At 66.3% G+C, this 18,055-nt stretch carries 17 protein-coding genes; 7 read left to right on the plus strand and 10 right to left on the minus strand.

The annotated features are described in order from the left end of the window. From F816_RS0113535 to F816_RS0113550, 4 genes are all read right to left on the minus strand, one after another. Window positions 1–222, minus strand: a 222-nt coding sequence (locus F816_RS0113535; protein WP_019594347.1) for a transposase family protein, incomplete at its 3' end; no start/stop codon positions are given. Window positions 223–376: 154 nt separating this feature from the next. After that, window positions 377–889 (minus strand): PRC-barrel domain-containing protein, encoded by a 513-nt coding sequence (locus F816_RS0113540; RefSeq protein WP_019595166.1) that lies wholly within the window; start codon window positions 887–889, stop codon window positions 377–379. Window positions 890–1,427: 538 nt separating this feature from the next. Next, window positions 1,428–2,009, minus strand: a complete 582-nt coding sequence (locus F816_RS0113545; protein ID WP_019595167.1) for a BLUF domain-containing protein — start codon at window positions 2,007–2,009, stop codon at window positions 1,428–1,430. A 52-nt stretch (window positions 2,010–2,061) separates the two neighbouring features. Continuing rightward, on the minus strand, window positions 2,062–2,913 hold the full coding sequence (locus tag F816_RS0113550; RefSeq protein WP_018167949.1) for an HDOD domain-containing protein: 852 nt from the start codon (window positions 2,911–2,913) through the stop codon (window positions 2,062–2,064). A 130-nt stretch (window positions 2,914–3,043) separates the two neighbouring features. On the opposite strand from F816_RS0113550, the gene F816_RS0113555 reads away from it, so the two are divergent. Further along, window positions 3,044–3,640, plus strand: a complete 597-nt coding sequence (locus tag F816_RS0113555; protein ID WP_019595168.1) for an RNA ligase partner protein — start codon at window positions 3,044–3,046, stop codon at window positions 3,638–3,640. A gap of 13 nt (window positions 3,641–3,653) precedes the next feature. On the opposite strand, the gene F816_RS0113560 is transcribed toward F816_RS0113555, so the two are convergent. The 3 genes from F816_RS0113560 to F816_RS0113570 are packed head-to-tail and all read right to left on the minus strand — an operon-like array spanning window position 3,654 to window position 7,834. Beyond that, window positions 3,654–4,757 (minus strand): RNA ligase, encoded by a 1,104-nt coding sequence (locus F816_RS0113560; RefSeq protein ID WP_019595169.1) that lies wholly within the window; start codon window positions 4,755–4,757, stop codon window positions 3,654–3,656. Then, on the minus strand, window positions 4,754–6,424 hold the full coding sequence (locus F816_RS0113565) for a Na/Pi cotransporter family protein (RefSeq protein ID WP_019595170.1): 1,671 nt from the start codon (window positions 6,422–6,424) through the stop codon (window positions 4,754–4,756). Before F816_RS0113565 ends, F816_RS0113560 begins: the two co-directional genes overlap by 4 nt. Before the next feature lie 9 nt (window positions 6,425–6,433). Next, on the minus strand, window positions 6,434–7,834 hold the full coding sequence (locus tag F816_RS0113570) for an MBL fold metallo-hydrolase RNA specificity domain-containing protein (RefSeq protein ID WP_019595171.1): 1,401 nt from the start codon (window positions 7,832–7,834) through the stop codon (window positions 6,434–6,436). 147 nt (window positions 7,835–7,981) lie between these two features. Here F816_RS0113570 and F816_RS0113575 point away from each other — a divergent pair, with 147 nt between their 5' ends. The 3 genes from F816_RS0113575 (at window position 7,982) to F816_RS0113585 (ending at window position 11,992) form a co-directional block, all read left to right on the plus strand. After that, complete coding sequence (locus tag F816_RS0113575; protein WP_019595172.1) at window positions 7,982–8,446, plus strand: YbhB/YbcL family Raf kinase inhibitor-like protein; 465 nt, start codon at window positions 7,982–7,984, stop codon at window positions 8,444–8,446. A 36-nt stretch (window positions 8,447–8,482) separates the two neighbouring features. After that, window positions 8,483–10,027 (plus strand): BCCT family transporter, encoded by a 1,545-nt coding sequence (locus F816_RS0113580; protein ID WP_019595173.1) that lies wholly within the window; start codon window positions 8,483–8,485, stop codon window positions 10,025–10,027. A 174-nt stretch (window positions 10,028–10,201) separates the two neighbouring features. Continuing rightward, complete coding sequence (locus F816_RS0113585; protein WP_019595174.1) at window positions 10,202–11,992, plus strand: potassium/proton antiporter; 1,791 nt, start codon at window positions 10,202–10,204, stop codon at window positions 11,990–11,992. 8 nt (window positions 11,993–12,000) lie between these two features. On the opposite strand, the gene F816_RS0113590 is transcribed toward F816_RS0113585, so the two are convergent. Further along, a complete protein-coding gene (locus tag F816_RS0113590) occupies window positions 12,001–12,351 on the minus strand; it encodes a hypothetical protein (RefSeq protein ID WP_019595175.1) in 351 nt (116 codons plus the stop codon). A 23-nt stretch (window positions 12,352–12,374) separates the two neighbouring features. After that, window positions 12,375–12,701 carry a hypothetical protein gene (locus F816_RS0113595; RefSeq protein ID WP_019595176.1) on the minus strand — a complete coding sequence of 109 codons (327 nt, stop codon included), beginning with the start codon at window positions 12,699–12,701 and terminating at the stop codon, window positions 12,375–12,377. Between the two features lie 197 nt (window positions 12,702–12,898). Here F816_RS0113595 and F816_RS0113600 point away from each other — a divergent pair, with 197 nt between their 5' ends. The 3 genes from F816_RS0113600 (at window position 12,899) to lolA (ending at window position 17,645) form a co-directional block, all read left to right on the plus strand. Continuing rightward, on the plus strand, window positions 12,899–14,146 hold the full coding sequence (locus F816_RS0113600; protein ID WP_019595177.1) for a methyltransferase domain-containing protein: 1,248 nt from the start codon (window positions 12,899–12,901) through the stop codon (window positions 14,144–14,146). 221 nt (window positions 14,147–14,367) lie between these two features. Next, the gene (locus F816_RS0113605; RefSeq protein WP_019595178.1) at window positions 14,368–16,701 is read left to right on the plus strand and encodes a DNA translocase FtsK; all 2,334 of its coding nucleotides are present in this window, start codon (window positions 14,368–14,370) and stop codon (window positions 16,699–16,701) included. Between the two features lie 272 nt (window positions 16,702–16,973). Then, window positions 16,974–17,645: an outer membrane lipoprotein chaperone LolA gene (gene lolA, locus F816_RS0113610; protein ID WP_019595179.1), complete on the plus strand. Its 672-nt coding sequence runs from the start codon at window positions 16,974–16,976 to the stop codon at window positions 17,643–17,645. Window positions 17,646–17,725: 80 nt separating this feature from the next. On the opposite strand, the gene F816_RS0113615 is transcribed toward lolA, so the two are convergent. Continuing rightward, on the minus strand, window positions 17,726–18,055 hold a 330-nt coding region (locus F816_RS0113615), incomplete at its 5' end, for an IS110 family transposase (protein WP_019595180.1).

An 18,055-nucleotide genomic window follows, 5' to 3' on the forward strand; every position in this document is an offset into this window, starting at 1 on the left:
CAGTACCACCCGGTACTCAAACAGAGGAAGATCCCGCACCCGCCGCAGCGTCGTCTCGTGCACCTGCCGGGTCCGATGACCGCAGCGTTCGCAGTGCATCCACTGCCGCGTCGGCTTCAGGTGCAGCTCCAGCGTGCCGCCGGCCTCCTCCGGCCAAACTGCACGCTCCAGCCGATAGCCTTCCCAGCCGCCCAGCTTCTGCAACGTCTTCTTGTCCAGCATCGCTCTCTCCCGTGTCCTTCCTGGCTCCACGTGAGACTACGATGCCCTTCAGCGGTCGAACACCTCCCCGGTATCCTTCGATGAACCATAAAAAAGGCAGGGGCTTTCGCCCCTGCCGTCTAGTTATCCCACTAGATCCGGGTTGTGCTTGCGATCAATCGCGGCGTTCGAACTCCGGCGCAGAGCGTAGCTCTTCACGGGTTACGTCAACGCGAAGTTCGCGATCATCCGCAGTGCCGGAGGTGGTCACGTGACCCCAGCCAATGGCGACGTCTTTCTCGCCCATGCCCAGGAATCCGCCAACACCGATTACAATAGCGACGACCTGGCCGTTCTCGTCAATGATCAGGTCATCGACCGAACCGAGATCTTCATCGCTCGTGGTTTTAACATCAGTGCCGATCAGCTCGCTCACGTGCATGCTGTTGGCCGGTGAAGAGTCCATGTAGCCGCGGTGCTGCATGCGGGCCTCGTCGCGGGCGGCACTGTAATCTTCCGCACTTTTCGAGTCAGACTGCCCGGCGCGCTGGCCCTGTTCACTCTGGGTGCTCTGCGCGTCGCGATCAACGTCCCGCTCATCGTACTGTTGTGCCAGCACAGAACCTGCGCCGAGGGTGATGGCTGGGGTGACCAAAGCGTAAAAGGCAAATGAATGTAGCTTGTTCATGTGAATCTCCTTCGAAACGGATATCCCGGCTTGGAAAAATGTCCGTTTTAACGGCTTCATCAAAACCTGTCCTTCCTAGCGACATTGCCGGGAAGGGACTGAATCGCCACGTTGCAGCGGATTCAGGATGAGGGTTCAAAATAGGCTCAGGGCGTGAACGGGTCTGTTCGCTGGCACACTGACGGGGGCCGTTCGCGTTCTTTGTGATCGCCGAGTATTGAAAATGTGAAGGGGGTGGCGGTTTTAAAAAACGATGGGTCAAGGTGCCCCGACATGGCGGGTCGGAAGACCGGGCTTGGACGTACCCGGTAGGGGGGGCGTGCAGCACCATGGATATGGCTCTTGCGGATTGCGTATTCGAGCGTTGGGAGCCGGTGGTGAGGTGGACCGGGGGCTTTGGCAACAGGCGGGGTGCGTGCGCCAATCCCGAGGGCGTATGCGCGCGGGGTGCATGAAGGCCGGGCGAAGGACGCCAGCCAGCGGGGTGGGTTGCGAATGCGCGCATGTCGCGACCGACGAGCGCTCGCGGAGTGTTTCCCTACGTGGCCAGCAGTAGGTAGGTGGCCGCCCCGATCACGCCGGCCAGAATCGCGACTGCGACCAGCCCGACGCCGAATAACAGGCGATTGGTGCGGCGGGCGGCGTCTTGAGGACTGGCCGGCACCGGTCGCTCGGGTTCGGCGTGCGCGGTATCCCGCCCGTGGCGCAGGAGGTCCAGCATCGCGTCGATGCGGTCGTTGTCGAAGGCGAAGGGGTCGAACCTGCGTTGGCCGAAGCGTTGCAGCAGTTGGCGAACGTCCACGGCCGCCGGGACGTATTTCATCGACCATTCGCCGAATCCCGGGGTATCCAGTGACTGCTCGCGCAGTACCCGGACCTCTTCGTGGCGACGATCACGGCGGATGCGGTCGATGGTTTCGCGCACCGCATCCGGGTCGCCCTCCAGGCACTGGAAGAAGTGCCCGTCGCCGTAGTAGAGCGCGCCGACAATCCCGCTGCGCGGGTTGTTCTGGCGCGACTGCATCAGGATGCGACTGACTTCGGGCTCGATGCCCTGATTGGACGTGTTTTCGCGAAACGTGGCGCGCGAGGCGTAGACGAGCTGGAGAATGGCGGGCATGCGGACGTCCTTCCTGGGAAGTAAGGAGAAGACCGCCCCCGCTGCGCGGGGTTCACTCAATCATCTGGTTGACGTGTTCCAGACCGATCGCGTCGTCTTCCCAGTTGAGCTGGGTTGTGCCGGGCTTGGCGGCCAGGCGTCGGATGGCGGCAACCGCGTTGCGGTCGATGGAGGCCAGGCGATGCCGCGTGGCGTTGTGACTCTCGATGTTGGCCGCCTGCAGGATGTCGCTGTAGTTGACCGGTTCGCCATCCTCCGGCTCGCGCTTGAGGTTCTCGTGTTCGGCCACTGCACGGATGATCTCCGGCTCGAAATTCCAGTTCTTCAGCATCGCGCGGCCGATGGGGACATGCGCGGCGTCGGCGGCGGCCTGCAGGGCGCGCGGGTCCTCGTAGATCTCGGGTGTCTTCTCCGCGCGGCGCAGGATCGGGATCATGCCGATGTCGTGCACCAACCCGGCGAGCAGTGCGGTATCGGGGTCCAGGTGCGGGTGCCGGCGGGCCAGCAGATAGCTGATGATCGCCACCTCCAGGCTGTGGTTCCACAGTTCTTCCATGCGTGCGCGGATCATCTCGTTCCCGCTCTGGAAGACCTCCTTCATCGACAGCGCAATGATGGTCTGGCGGGCGCGTTCCATCCCCAGGCGCGTGACGGCGGAGCGAATGGTCGCGCAGCGCGTGAGTCCACGGTAGGCCGGGCTGTTGGCGTGCCGTACCAGGCGCGAGGCCAGGGCCGTGTCGCGCGAGATCAGGTTGACCAGGTCAACAATGGAGCTGGACTCGTCCTGGGTGATGAACAATGCCTGCACCGAGACATCGGGCAGGGTCGGGATCTCGATCTGGTGACGTTCGAGATCCTCGCGCAGGCGTTCCAGAAACTTTTCGACTTCCGCTCGGGTGGCCAAGGGCAATCCATGTCCGGCTGGGAAATGACGCGCCGATTATGCCATACCGCGCCCTCGCGGACGGGGATTCACGCCGGTTGACGGGCCGCTGGGCCCTGCCGATGATGAAGGGAGCCGACAGGAGGTCGTGATGCGCCGATTCGTGCTGGACACCAGTGTCTTTACCAACCCGCATGTAGCTGGGCAGTTCGGCGAGGATGCCGAAGACATCCTGCGGACCTTCCTCACCCTGGCGCGCCATTGCCCCGCCGAGTTCTACATGCCGTTGTCGGTGTACGAGGAGTTTCGCGGCATGCGCGACCTCGAGGCCATGGCGGCCGATTTCGAGACCGTGGTCTGGGTGCGTTCGCCGCGGCGCTTCGCCCTGATGCTGCCGAGCGACATCCTCTACGAATTCATCGACGAGGTGCGTACGCGGATTGACCGCGGCCTGCGCATTGCGGAGGAGCATACCCGCCAGGCGGGGGCGGCCGAATCGCTCAAGCCCGAGCTGATCACCCAGCTGCGCGAGCGTTTCCGTGAGGCGATGCGCAAGGGGCTGGTGGATTCGCGCGAGGACGTCGATGCCGTGCTGCTGGCGATGGAGCTGGACGCCGAGCTGGCCAGCGCCGACGAGGGTATGCGCAAGCTGGGCAACCGCATGGGCATCAAGCTGGTCACCGCCGACTACCTGCGTCGGGTGATGGAGAACCTGGCCGAATCCGGCGGCGGCGCGCGCGAGCTCTGAGCGCTTCCCGGGTTCAGTCGTACTGCCGGTCACCGGCCAGGGCCGAGGCCAGGGTGCCGGTGATCCGGTCGAACAGGCGCTCGAACTCCAGCAGCCAGTAGCCGTTTTCCTCCTGGCGCGGCGTGTCCGGCAGGAAGCGCACATGGCGCCCGCCGGTGGCCTGCATGTGATCGATGAAGCGCTGGGCCCCGGCACGCTCGCGGAAGCGACAGCGGTAGGTGTGGCCGACGCGTCCCTCGTGCCGGCTCTTGTCCACCGCGGTCGCCAGCCCGGACAGCAGGGCCGCGCCCAGTTCGCGCTCCACGGCGACGCGCTCTGCGGGCGGGTGTTCGGCGAGGAAAATGGCCAGGCGGGTCAGACGGTTGGTGAAATACTCCGGTGGCAGGTCCAGCAGCTGTTCGGAACACACGCGGATGTCGTTGATACAGGAACCGCCGGCCACGTACTTGGCGCGGTGCTCGCCATCCGCGGTCTTCAGTACCAGGCCCTCGGCACCCTCGGCATCCAGTTGCCGGATCAAGCGGCCCAGGGCCTCGGTGTCTGCGGGCGTGAACCGCCCGTGCAGCGGGGCCGGTGGCAGGTCATGGCGCTCCATCAGTGCAAACTTTTCATCCTGCGGCACAAAGCCCGGCTGGCCGAGCCGCATCAGGTCGAACACGAACAAGCCGACGTCGTCCGCGACCCGCGGGGTGGAGCCCTCCAGATAGGGCGTGTCCGGCCCGGCGATTTCCGTGCAGAGCACCAGATCGGGTTCTGCCTCGAACACCGCGAGGTCCACGAAATCCGGCACCCGGTCGGTACTGAAGGCACAGACAAACCCGCCCCGGCTGAAGGCGACGACCCGGCCTTCCCAGCGCAGGATGCGCACGTTGAAGCCGTCGATCTTCTCCTCCGCCCAGAACGGCTGATCGAACTGGCGCGGCAGCCCGGCCTCCAGCGACTGGATGCGCCCGATGGCCGGGTAGCCGGGGACCACCGAGCCATCCGGAAGCACCACGGAACCGCGCGGGTAGTGATTCACCGGCTCCAGCAGCCGGGCGTATTCCAGCCCGTCGAACGTCAGGGCCTCGGCCCGATGGTTCGCGATGGCGTCCTGCAGGGTTTCGCCGTCGATCATACGTTCTCCGGTTCCAGCGTCTTGCGCAGCCCCTGGATCTGGTCCTCCAGGGCCTCGGTGTGGCGGCGGGCCTTGTCGGCCTGGGTGACCAGGCGTCGCGCCATACTGATGATGCGTAGTTGGCGTTCCATCTCGGTCATGCTCAGCGAGCCGAAGGTGCCTTCGCGCAGCAGGGCTGCCTTCAGTTCGGCATAGGCCGTCTCCACCGTGCTTACGGCCTCGGTAGCCGCCAGGCCTCCGCCGGTTTCGCTTTCCAGATTGGCCAGATCCAGGGCGCGGATCACCTGCTCCTGCCAGGCGCGGCGTTGTTCGCTGACGATCGGGCGTTCCTCGCCAGTCGAGTGGCGGCGCAGATCGGCGATCTGGTCGGCCAGCAACGCGGTCTCCCGATGGTAGCGCGCGATGCGTACCGCCTCGGCGATGCCGTGCCCGACCGTTTCCGGCATCGGGTGGTTGGCGGTGCGGGTGGCAAAATCGCTGATGGCCGTGGTCAGCTGTTCCACGGCGGCGCGTCGGGTGTCCAGGGTGCCCGCGGCTGGCGAGTCTGGGCGCAGGGCCTCGCGCGCCATGGAGTGGCTGATGTCGGCCAGGCGTTCGGTCTCCTGCAACAGCGACTGCAGTGCCAGATCCGGCACGCCGGCGCTGTGCTTGTCGAGAAAGCGCGGGTGCGCGATGTCTTCCTCCTCGGTGCGAAAGCGTGCCTGCAGGAAGCGGATCATCGGCGGGGCCACCGGTACCATCAGCGCGACGCCCAGCAGGTTGAATGCGGTGTGGAACAGGGCCAGCAGCACCGCCGGGGCCGGGGCCTCGCCAGTGCTGCCCCAGATCCAGGCGATCGCGGCCAGGAACCAAGGCAGGATCAGCAACGCAACGATCGCGGTCAGGCCGTTGAAGATCACGTGGGCGGCGGCCACGCGCTTGGCATTGGGGGTTGCGCCGATCACGACCAGCATGGCCTTCACCGTGGTGCCGAGATTGGACCCGATCACCGCGGCTGCGGCGGCCTCCAGTGGCAGTACGCCGCTCATCGCGGCGGTCAGGGCCATCGCCATTGATGCTGAAGAGCTTTGCATCAGCACGGTTAGCAGCGCGCCGATGCCGACCATGATGAGTAGGCCTATAAAGCCCGGTCGGGCGAGGGCGGAGAGGTCGAAGGTTGCGCTCAGGCCTTCGAAGGTCTCACGCAGTACGTCGATCCCGAAGAACAGCAGACCGAAGCCGGCCAGGGCCAGACCCAGATAGCGCGGACGCGCAGCCTTCATGAACAGGTAGAGCAGGGCGCCGATGCCGATGGCGGGCAGGGCGAAGGCCTCGATCCGTATGTTGAAGCCGATCAGGGCCACCAGCCAGCCGGTCATGGTGGTGCCGACGTTGGAGCCGAAGATCACCCAGACCGATTGGCCCAAGGTTAGAAGCCCCGCGTTGGCGAAGCCGATGGTCGCGACGGTGACCGCGCTGGAGGACTGCACCAGCGCGGTCACGCCCATGCCGGAGGCGAGCGCGCGCGGGCGGGTACGGGTCCAGACGCCGAGGATATGTTGCAGCGCCTTGCCGCCGGCGGTCTTCAGGCCGTCGGTCAGCAGGGTCATCCCGAGCAGAAACAGCCCGAGACCGCCGAGGAAGCCGGCGATCAGGGCGTAGGTGCTGACGGCTTCGGCCTCCGGCATGCGAGCGGATTACAGCGTGATGGTCTCGCCAAAGGCCGGCACGTGGGCCTCGGCGCCCAGCTCGTCGCGCAGGCCGGCGGCCAGCGCCTCGCGCGCCTCCGGCTCGCCGTGAACCAGGTGGAACACCGGCTGGTCGCGGAAGCTGCGGGCCCAGTCCAGTAGCTGAGTACGCCCGGCGTGGGCGGAGAAGCCGCCGAGGGTGTGGACCTTGGCGTTCACCTTGACCTCGTCGCCCAGCAGCTTGACCCGCTCGGTGCCATCGACCAGCCGGCGCCCCAGCGTGCCGGCAGCCTGGAAGCCGACAATCACCAGGTGCGCCTCGCGCCGCCACAGGTTGTACTTCATGTGGTGACGGATGCGCCCACCGTTGCACATGCCGGCCCCGGCGATGATGATCGCGCCGCCGGTAATACGGTTGATCGCCATGGACTCATCGACTGTGCGACAGACCTGCAGCCCGGGTAGGTAGCCACCCGGGTCGCCGTTCGCGGCCTTGTGCAGGCGCTCCATGTCCTCGCTTTTCAGCGTCTTGTACAGCCGGGCGTAGAGCTCGGTCACCTTGATCGCCATTGGGCTGTCGAGGAACACCTTCTGCTGCGGCAGGCGCCCGGCGTGGTGCAGCATGCCCAGGTGGTAGAGGATCTCCTGGGTGCGCCCGACCGCGAACGCCGGGATCAGCACGTTGCCGCCGCTGGCGGCGGCCTGCTCGAGGATCTGCCCGAATTCCTCGATGGTCTCCTCCATTGGCCGGTGGTCGCGGTCGCCGTAGGTGCTTTCCAGCAGGACGTGGTCCGCGTGTTCCATCCGCGCGGGTTCGTGCATCAGCACGGCGTCGGGGTTGCCGAGATCACCGGAGAAGACCAAGTGCCGGTCACGCCCGCCGGAGGGCACGATCAGGTCGACGATCGCGGAGCCGAGGATGTGTCCGGCGTCCCGAAAGGTCAGACGGACGTCGCCGGCAATGGTCTGTGTGTCGCCGTAGGGAACGGCCTTGCAGAGCCCCAGGGTGGTTGCGACGTCGTCGATGTCGTAGACCGGCTCGACCAGGGGTTTGTCCGCGCGCCGGCGCCATTTGTTCTCCCACTCGATGTCCTTGCTCATCACGAAGGCCGCGTCCTCGAGCATGATCTCGAGCAGTTCCTCGGTCCCTGGTGTGCAGTAGATGGGGCCGCGGTAACCATCGCGGACCAGCTTGGGCAAGAGTCCGGAGTGGTCCAGGTGGCCGTGGGACAGGACGACGGCGTCGAGCCGACCGGCGAGTTCCGCCAGTGGTTCGCGGTTGGCCTCGTCGGCGTCGTTGCCGCCCTGATGCAGGCCGCATTCCAGCAGGATGCGGGCGTCGTCGGTCTCGAGGAGATAGCGCGATCCGGTGACCTCGCCGGCCGCCCCCTTGAAGGTGAGTTGTGCCATGTCCCGAAGTGTACGCACGGAGTGGGCTTTGCGCGCAACCCTGCCGGGGTTGGTCGACGAGGATCAATTGGCGATCCAATCTGCGGGTGGTTGACCCGCTGGCGGCGGCGGGGGAGGCTGAGCGCTGTGGATACAGGAGACGAGGGAATGCGACTGATCAGTCCAGCCTTCCGTGACGGCGAGGCGATGCCGATCGAGGTGTCGGCTCGCGATGCCAACGAACTGCCGCCATTGGACATCCATGAGGTGCCGGAACACGCACAGAGCCTCGCGCTGATCCTCGAGGACCTGGATTCGCCGCTGGGCGAGGTGACGCACTGGCTGGTCTGGAACCTGCCGCCCGACACGCAGCGGGTGGATTCCCTGCATCTGCCGAGCCAGGGCCGCGTGGGCCTGGATGCCTTCGGCAAGGCCGGGTATCTGGGCCCGATCCCGCCAGAGGGCTGCCATCATTATCGCTTTCGTCTGCTCGCCCTGGATGAGGTGCTGGAGTTGGCGCCGGGTGCGACGCGCACGCAGTTCGACGTCGCGGCCGAGGGGCATGTGCTGGCCAAGGCCGATCTGACCGGCGCGCTATGCGCGGGCAACCCGGACCCCGATGCCTCGAACTGACGCCCATCCCTTCGGATCGAAACCAGGCCGTTCACCATGAGCCAGTACCGCCCGGAAGCCTTTTTCGCCACGGTCAATCCCACCGTGTTCACCGCCTCCGCGATCATGGTGGTGGTGTTTGTCGCCTTCGGGGTGGTCTTCCCGTCTACCGCCAGCATGGTGTTCGACGGCATCCACGGATTCATCACCGAGTACCTGGGCTGGGGCTACCTTCTGGTGGTCACGTTCTTTCTCGGGTTCCTGGTCTGGCTGGGCTTCAGTCGTTATGGGTCGATCCGGTTGGGGCAGCCGGACGATCGGCCCGAGTTCGGTTTCGCCGCCTGGTTCGCGATGCTGTTCTCTGCCGGCATGGGCATTGGCCTCGTGTTCTGGAGCGTGGCCGAGCCGATTCTGCACTACCAGAACCCGCCAACGGGCGAGGGCGAGACCGCGGAGGCCGCGCGCCAGGCGATGGTCTATACCTTCTTCCACTGGGGGCTGCATGCCTGGGCGGTGTACGTGGTGCTGGGGCTGTCGGTGGCGTACTTCAGCTTTCGCCACCGCCTGCCGCTGACCATTCGCTCGATCTTCTACCCGCTGCTGGGGGATCGTATCTACGGCCCGATCGGGCACGTGATCGACATCCTCGCGGTGTTTGGCACGCTGTTCGGGCTGGCGACCTCGCTGGGCTTCGGGGCGATGCAGCTCAACACCGGGCTCAATGTGCTCGTCGATATGCCCGTCTCGCACTGGTACCAGGTCGGCATCATCACCGCGATCACGGCCGTGGCTGTGCTGTCGGTGATCTCCGGGCTGGATCGCGGGTTGAAGTGGGTCAGTGTGTTCAACCTGGTGCTGGCGGTCAGCTTCATGCTGTTTGTGTTGTTCGCCGGGCCCACGCTTTTCATCCTGCGCTTCCTGCTCGACTCCACCGGCGGTTATTTCCAGCAGCTGATCGAACTCAGCCTGCATACCGACGCGATCGGTGGCTCCGAGTGGCAGAAGGACTGGACCATGTTCTATTGGGCCTGGTGGATTGCCTGGTCACCGTTCGTTGGGATCTTCATCGCGCGCATCTCGCGTGGGCGCACCATCCGCGAGTTCATCGTCGGCGTGCTCGCACTGCCTACGCTGTTCGTGTTCGCCTGGATGGCGATCTTCGGCGGCACCGCGCTGCACATGGAGCTGTTCGACGAGGGCGCGGGGATCGCCTCGGCGGTCGCCGAGGACACCACCGTGGCCCTATACGCGACCCTGGCCCAGCTGCCGTGGACGACCTTCGCCTCCGGGATCGCCACGCTGCTGATTGCGACCTATTTCATCACCTCCTCGGCCTCCGGCACCTACGTGGTGGATGCGTTGATCTCGCGCGGGTCGAAGCACTCGCCGAAGCGCCAGCGGGTGATCTGGGGGATTACCGAGGGTGCGGTGGCGGCCACGCTGCTGATCGTCGGGGGTGAACGTGCGCTGGACAGCCTGCAGACCGGCTCGCTGACTGCCGGGCTGCCGGTCGCGATCATCCTGGTCTTTTGCTGCTTCAGCCTGATGCGCGCGCTCGGCCGCGAGTATCGCGTCGAGGGTGTGGACCCGCCCTGGCGCTGATCCAGTAGAGGCGCCAAGGCCCTGGAGGCTCGGCCGCTTTAGCCCATCGGCATTCCGGTTCGCGGAGGTAGATCGACTACACTTCGTTCACCGCTTCTCGCCTGGTCCGCAAGCACAAACGACTTGAGCGCGGGCGTACTTTGATCAGTGTTTCCCTGGCGTGATAGGAGTCCGATGGATTGGATTTTTCCACTGATCCTGATTGGCGCCGGGCTGATCGTAGTCTCGGTGCTCACGTCGGTGCTGTCGTTCCGGCTGGGTGCACCGCTGTTGCTCGTGTTCCTGGGGATCGGCCTGCTCGCCGGCGAGGACGGGCTCGGGCTCGAGTTCGACGATCCCAATACCGCCTTCCTGATCGGCAGCCTGGCGCTGGCGGTCATCCTGTTCGACTCGGGCTTCGGTACTCGGCTGCGCACGCTGCGTCAGGCGGCTGGCCCGGCCATTGTGCTGGCGACCGTTGGGGTGGCGCTGACCACACTGTTGCTGGGGGTGGCCGCTTACTGGGTACTGGACCTGTCCTGGGGCTATGCGCTGCTGCTGGGTGCCTTGATCAGTTCCACGGATGCTGCGGCCGTGTTCTTTCTGCTGCGCGTGGGCGGGGTGAAGATCAACCGTCGCGTGCGTTCCATCCTGGAGGTGGAATCGGGTTCCAACGACCCGATGGCGATCTTTCTGACCGTAGTTTTCATCGAGTGGATCCTGTCCGGCACCACGACCGGTGGCCTGGCCACGCTGTTCGCGACCGAGTTCCTGTGGCAGATGGGCCTGGGTCTGCTGCTTGGCGCCGTGGGTGGCTATCTGCTGGTGGAGCTGGTCAACCGCCTGCCGCTGGAGGAGGGGCTTTATCCGATCGCGGTGATGGCCGGTGCCGTCAGTCTGTTCGCGTTGACGGGTTTGCTCGGCGGCAGTGGTTTCCTGGCTGCCTACGTCGCCGGGATCGTGGCCGGCAACCGAAAGCTGCGGGGGGCGGCAAAGCTGCATCGTCAGCAGCAGGGGCTGACCTGGCTGGCGCAAATCAGCATGTTTCTGGTGCTGGGCCTGTTGGCGACGCCTTCGGAGTTTCCGTCGCTGGCGCTGCCGGCCCTGGCGCTGGGGCTGGTGCTGATCCTGCTCGCGCGCCCGTTGGCGGTCTGGCTCTGCCTGCTGCCGTTTCGTCAGGATTGGCGGAGCACGGCGTTTGTCTCCTGGGTGGGCCTGCGCGGGGCCGTGTCGATCCTGCTGGCGATCCTGCCGATGGTGGCGGGCGTCGAGGGCGGCGAGATGTTCTTCAATATCGTGTTCATGATGGTGCTGGTGTCGCTGTTGGTGCAGGGCTGGACGATCCGTCCGGTGGCCAAGCGGCTGGGCCTGGTGGTGCCGCCGGAGATCGGCCCGGTGGAACGCGTGCAGCTGGAGTTGCCGGGCAGTCCGCGCCATGAGTTGGCGGTCTACCGTGTGATCGAGGACAGCCCGGTGCTGCGCGGCGCCCGTCTGCCGCGCTGGGCGCGTCCGTCGCTGGTGGTGCGCGAGGGCCGCTCGGTGCGCTATCAGCAGGCAGGGCACCTGACGCCGGGGGACTACCTCTACATCTTCGTGGTGCCGGAATACATTCCGCTGCTGGATCGACTGTTCGCCAGCCCGCGCATCCCCGGCCATGACGACCCGGAGTTTTTTGGCGAGCTGCCGCTGCATCCGGAGAGGCAGTTGGCGGACCTGTGCGAGATGTACGGGGTGTCCTGCGAGGGTGCGGATGCGCAGCTGACTATCGGTGAGTATCTGGCGCAGGAGCTACCTGGAGACCCAATCGTGGGCGACCGGGTGAGTTTCGGCACCGCGGATCTGATTGTGCGCGAAGTGGATCCCCTCGGGCGGGTGGCGCAGGCGGGGCTGGCCTTCATGCGCCATGGGGCCGGCGGCGACGGCCTGACCTTGCCCTGGTACGGCTGGTGGCGAGCCCTGCGCGGGCGGCGCGCGCCGGACCGCTAGCGGCCTCACTACGGTGTCCCTTGTTCCAGGGTCTTGCGCAGGTGTTCGATCTGCTCCGGCTTGATGCCGGCGATGTCCTTGATCGGCAGGGTGAACGCAAAGCCGTTGCCGACCGTGCTGAGGTCCAGCTCCTCGTCCAGCCGCTTCAGCAGGCGTTCGGCCAGGGTGGCTTCCAGGACCATGAGCAGAACGTTGCGCGCCGAGGAGTCCTTCAGGTCCATGATCGGCGAGCGCCGTAGCTGGGCAATGCCCTGGCCTTCCAGCAGCGTCAGCCCGGCCGCGCCCTCGCGGCGGACGGTCTCGATGGCGCGCTCGGCCCGGTTGCGCGGGACCACGGCGGCGAGCAGTACGAATTGCATGGCGTTCCTCGCGTAAGGGTTGGTCAGGGTTGGGCAAAGCCGCCGACAAACTGCAAGCCGGCCAGGGCCTGAGCATCCAGGGTGAAGGCCAGGCCGTTGTAGGGCTGCAGCAGGTCCAGTTCCAGGTTCAGGCGGCGCGAGATGCGCTCGGCGCGCTCCTCGTCCAGTTCCCAGATGCAGATCGATTCCTGGCCCTGGTAGGTCACGCCGAGGAAGGTCATGTGGTCGGGGAAGCCGAGCCCCGAGCCCTGCATCACCGTACCATCCGCGCCGCCTTCCTCGGCCGCGATGGCCAGGGCCTGCTCCTCGCGGTCCTGGTCGATGATGGCTATCAGAAAAGTCTCTGCCATGCGGGTCCTTCCTGAGCGGTGGTCTTGCGGCGTGGAATCGGCGCCTACCGCCGGATTCCGGTGCCTTCAGTATGGCAATCTTCCCCGGGAAGCGCACGGGCGGTCCCGGATGCAAAACCCCGGGTCCTGGCGCTTGCGCCCGTTCCGGCTGTGGACTCCGTACGTCGCACCGGACTCATCGTGCCAAAGGAGGGTGCATGTACGACCCGTTTATCCAACCGGAATCGGTCGAGGCTGCCGCCCAGGCACTGCCGGGGGCGGTGGATGTCGGGCTCACCCTGGACTGGACGAGCAGTGATGCCCGTCACCGGGAGTGCCTGTTTCTGCCTTGGCTGGAGCCGGGGCGGGACCACTGGCCGGGCGATCTGGGCACGGCCCTGGACGCGCTAGAAGCGGGCGTGATGCATGAGGCCCCCCGAGAGGCAGCTGCGGCCCTCGTCCCGCCACGGGAGGAGGGCCGCGTGGTCGATCTCCCGGCCACGGCCTTCAATCGCAGTCTGCGCAAGCATCGCCGGGTGGAGCCGCACGCCGGTCGTTTTTACCCCCGGGCGTTCATCGCCGGTCACGCCGGGATCGAGGCCGGGGATCGCGAGTTGTTCCGGGTCGGCGCGTTGGAGGGCGAGGCGCTGACGGCGGATCTGAACCATCCGCTGGCGGGCCACGACCTGCAATTGCAGGCGCGGGTCGTGGCTCAACATGACCATGGGCGCGACGACGGGCAGACGGAGGATGTCGCCCGGCGGCTGACGGCCCGCGGGCCAGGGATGCAGGCGCGCTGGCACGGCCGGCCAACCGACTTCTGGTCGCACGGGGCGCTGGAACGCGAGGATCCGAACCCGGATGCCGCGTTCTATGCCGAACCGCGCTTGGTGCACCACCTGGACGCGACTGCGCGGGGGCAGATCGCCGGGCTGTATGCCGCGTGCATCCCGCCCGGTGCGCGGGTTCTCGATCTGATGGGCAGCTGGGAATCGCACCTGGACCGGGTGCAGACACCGGCCGAGGTGGTCGGGCTGGGCATGAACGCGCAGGAACTGGCGGCCAATCCGGTGCTGACGGCGGCCCAGGTGCAGGACCTCAACACGCATCCCGATTTGCCGTATGCGTCCGGGAGCTTCGACGCCGTTGTGTGTACCGCCTCGGTCGAATATCTGATGTGTCCGGAGGCGGTGTTCCGCTCGGTACGCGAGGTCCTGCGCCCGGGCGGGGTGTTCGTGGTGACCTTTTCGGATCGCTGTTTCCCGACCAAGGCGGTTGCGGTGTGGGAACGCCTGTACGACTTCGAGCGCATGGGGCTGGTGCTCGACCTGTTCCTGTGCGCCGGTTTCACGGATCTCGCGACCTTTTCCGTGCGCGGGCTGCCGCGGCCGGCGGATGATCCGTATGCCGGGCGGCTAGAGCATGCGGATCCTGTGTTTGCGGTGTGGGGTTGTCGAGGGGAGTGAGCGGTGGCTCTTTGCCGGTGGCGGCGCGGGCCGAGGGCTTCGCGGGCAAGCCTGCTCCCACAATGGCAGGACTCGCCGTGCGGGGGCAGCCTGTCGGAGGCAAACCCGACCGGACGCGGTTCTCAGGCTGGGCAGACTTGGCCCCACGCAGAACGTTTTAACCGGTAAACTGCGACGTGATTCGAGATGCCCGCGCCGCGGGCCGGACCAGTGGGGAGCGCATGGCCGCAAGCAAGGCCAAATCCGGGGGCAAGGGCAGCAAGACGGCAGAGCCGGCCGCACCGCCGAGCCTGAGCGGGCAACTCCTGCGCGGGCTGCGCGAGGGTGCGCTGCTGATCTTCGGCATGCTGGCGCTGTATCTGCTGGTAGCGCTGGCCAGCTATCACCCGGGAGATGCCGCCTGGTCGACTACCGGCGACGGCGAGGGTCTGCGCAATCTGGGCGGCACCACAGGCGCCTGGTTTGCCGATATCGCTTTCCATCTGCTCGGCTATCTGGCCTATCTGATCCCGCTGGCGGTGGGCGGCATTGGCTGGTGGCTGTTCCGGCATCGCCGCGAGGCGCAGATCGCCAGCCCCATGGAGCTCACCGTGCGCGGTCTGGCGCTGATCGTGGCGCTGATCGCCGGCTCGGCCCTGGCCGCGCTGCACCTGATGCCGGGCGGGATGCCGGTGCATGCCGGCGGCATCCTCGGCGACCTGTTCGGCGGCTGGGCGGTCGCCGGGCTGAGCCTGGTGGGCGGGACACTGGTCCTGCTGGCGCTGTTCCTGGCGGGGGTGACCCTGTTTACCGGGCTGTCCTGGTTCCTGCTGATGGATCGTCTCGGACAGCTGGCCGTGCGTGGCTGGGAGCGTGCCCGCGTGGCGATCGACTCGGCCCGTGACCGCCGTATCGGCGCCCGCGAACGCGCCGAGCGCGAGACCCGGGTGGAGAAGGAACGCAAGCGCACCGAGAAGCGGCCCCCCTCGCGGGTGGAGCCACGCATCGAGACACCCCCGCCCAGCCCGCGGGTGCAGAAGGAGAAGCAGGTCCCGCTGTTCACCGAGGGGACGGGCGCGGATCCACACCCGCCGCTGGCCCTGCTGGACGAGGCGCCGCCGCCGCCCGACGGATTCTCCGAGGAGTCGTTGCAGGCGCTCTCCCGCCTGGTGGAACTGAAGCTGAAGGACTTCGGTGTGGAGGTCGAGGTGGTCGCGGTCCAGCCGGGGCCGGTGATCACCCGCTTCGAATTGCAGCCGGCGGCCGGGGTGAAGGCCTCGCGCATCTCCGGGCTGTCCACCGATCTCGCACGTTCGCTGTCGGTGATGGCTGTCCGCATCGTCGAGGTGATCCCGGGCAAGTCCACGGTGGGGCTGGAGATCCCGAACGAGAACCGCGAGATCGTGGCCCTCTCGGAGATCCTGCGTTCGGATCTGTTCGACTCGAACAAGTCGCCGTTGACCATGGCGCTGGGCAAGGACATCGGCGGCGGCCCGGTGATCGCGGATCTGGCGAAGATGCCGCATCTGCTGGTCGCCGGGACGACCGGTTCCGGGAAATCGGTGGGCGTCAACGCGATGCTGCTGTCGCTGCTGTACAAGTCCACGCCGGAAGACGTCCGCCTGATCCTGATCGATCCGAAGATGCTGGAGCTGTCGGTCTACGAGGGCATCCCGCATTTGCTGTGTTCGGTCGTCACCGACATGAAGGATGCCTCCAACGCCCTGCGCTGGGCGGTGGCGGAGATGGAGCGGCGCTACAAGCTGATGTCGGCGATGGGCGTGCGCAACATCGGCGGCTTCAACAAGAAGGTGCGCGATGCCCAGGCCGGCGGCGAGCCGCTGAAAGATCCATTGTTCAAGCCGGAGGAGGCGATCACCGAAACCGAGGCGCCGGAGCTGGAGCCATTGCCGTTTGTTGTGGTTGTGGTCGACGAATTTGCCGACATGATCATGGTGGTGGGCAAGAAGGTGGAGGAGCTGATCGCCCGCCTGGCGCAGAAGGCACGCGCCGCCGGCATCCACCTGATCCTGGCCACCCAGCGTCCGTCGGTGGACGTGATCACCGGGTTGATCAAGGCGAACATCCCCACCCGCATCGCCTTCCAGGTCTCCTCGCGCGTGGACTCGCGCACCATCCTCGATCAGATGGGTGCCGAGCACCTGCTGGGCCACGGCGACATGCTCTATCTGCCACCGGGCAAGGCGATGCCCGAGCGCGTGCACGGCGCGTTCGTCAGTGACAACGAGGTGCATCAGGTAGTCGAATACCTGAAATCCACGGGCGAGCCGGATTATAACGACGCGATCCTCGACGAGCCGGAGGCGGGGGCGGCCAGCATCCCGGGACTGGAATCGCCCGAGGGGAATGGCAATGAATCGGACCCGTTGTACGACCAGGCCGTGCAGGTGGTGATCGAGTCGCGCAAGGCCTCAATCTCGTTCGTCCAGCGCCGGCTGAAGATCGGCTACAACCGGGCCGCGCGCATGGTCGAGGACATGGAGGCCGCCGGCCTGGTCAGCTCGGTGCAGTCGAACGGCAATCGCGAGGTGCTGGTGCCTGGGCCGAACGACTAGGGGATGCTCTGAACGGACCGCGCGTTCGTGTGAGGGCCGGCCGCGTTTTCTTTTGAATTCGGGTCTGCTGAGCTGTTGCAGCGAGCTGATGTAGCGTGGCTACGTTGCGCGTTGTCAGCCCGCAGAGTCGACGCGAACGCGCGATATCTGTTCGAAGTCTTCCTGGTTGGGAACAACTGCCCGGTCATCCGCGTCCGAAGGACGTCGGGTTCACGCCGGGTTAAGCCTCGCGGCGCATCATCAATCGCATACTCATCCTTCCTGGAGACTGCATGAACGCTCGTCCCTTTACGCGTCCGGGTGCCCTTTGGCGGGCCCTGTCCCTTGGTCTGGTCCTGGCGTTGGCCGCGGTTCCGGCCCTGGCCGTGGACCGCGGGCTGGAGGATGCCCGTGCTGCACTGGACCGCTTTGTCGATGGTCTGGAGAGCTTCTCCGCCGAGTTCACCCAGACCGTGCGCGACGACACCGGCTACGTGCTGCAGGAGTCCGATGGCCGCATGCAGCTGGGGCTGCCCAATCGCCTGCACTGGGAGGTGACCGAGCCGTTCCCGCAGACCATCGTCTCCGATGGCGAGGACCTGTGGATGTACGACCCGGACCTGTCGCAGGCCACGGTGCGCCCGCTGGGGGATGCCTTCGCCGCCACGCCGATCGCCGCGATCACCCAGCCGGAGCGTCTGGACGAGCACTTCCGCATGTCACTGCGCCCGGTGCCGGGCGGCGATGCCCTGCGCCTGGTGCTGGTGCCGCGCAACGAACAGGCCGACTTCACCAGTCTGGATCTGGACCTGACCGCGGATGGCGACCTGACCCGCATGGCCTTCCGCGACATCTTTGGCCAGGAGACCGTGATCCTCTTCCACGAAACCGAACGCAATGGCGAACTCGACCCGGGCGTGTTCACCTTCGACCCGCCGGCCGGGACCGACATCTATCGGCCTTGAGCGAAACCCGGCCGCTGGTTATCTGCCACAGAGGACACGGAGAAAACAAAGGCTTTTAGGTGCGTAGATACCGTCTTGATCTATGAGTTGCAAGGCATGTCATTACGGGGTTGATACGGGGTTTGCGACTTGAGCACGCCGAAGGCGATGTGCAGGAGCTTGCGCATGGCCGCCCCGATCGCCGCCATCTTGGCCTTGCCCCGCCTCAGGAGGCGGTGATACTGGTGCCGCACGTCCGGGTTGTAGCGGGTGGCCACCACAGCCGCCATGTAGAGCGTCTTGCGCAGCCGGCCCGAGCCGGCCTTCGCCAGTCGCGGGGGCCGCTGGATCGAGGTCCCGGACTCCTGATGGACCGGTACCAGCCCATGGAACGCCGCCGCCTGCCGGGCGCTCGTGAACGTGCGGCTGCG

It is taken from the genome of Thioalkalivibrio sp. ALM2T (genome assembly GCF_000381505.1).
In the GTDB taxonomy this organism is placed as follows: Bacteria; Pseudomonadota; Gammaproteobacteria; order Ectothiorhodospirales; family Ectothiorhodospiraceae; genus Thioalkalivibrio; species Thioalkalivibrio versutus.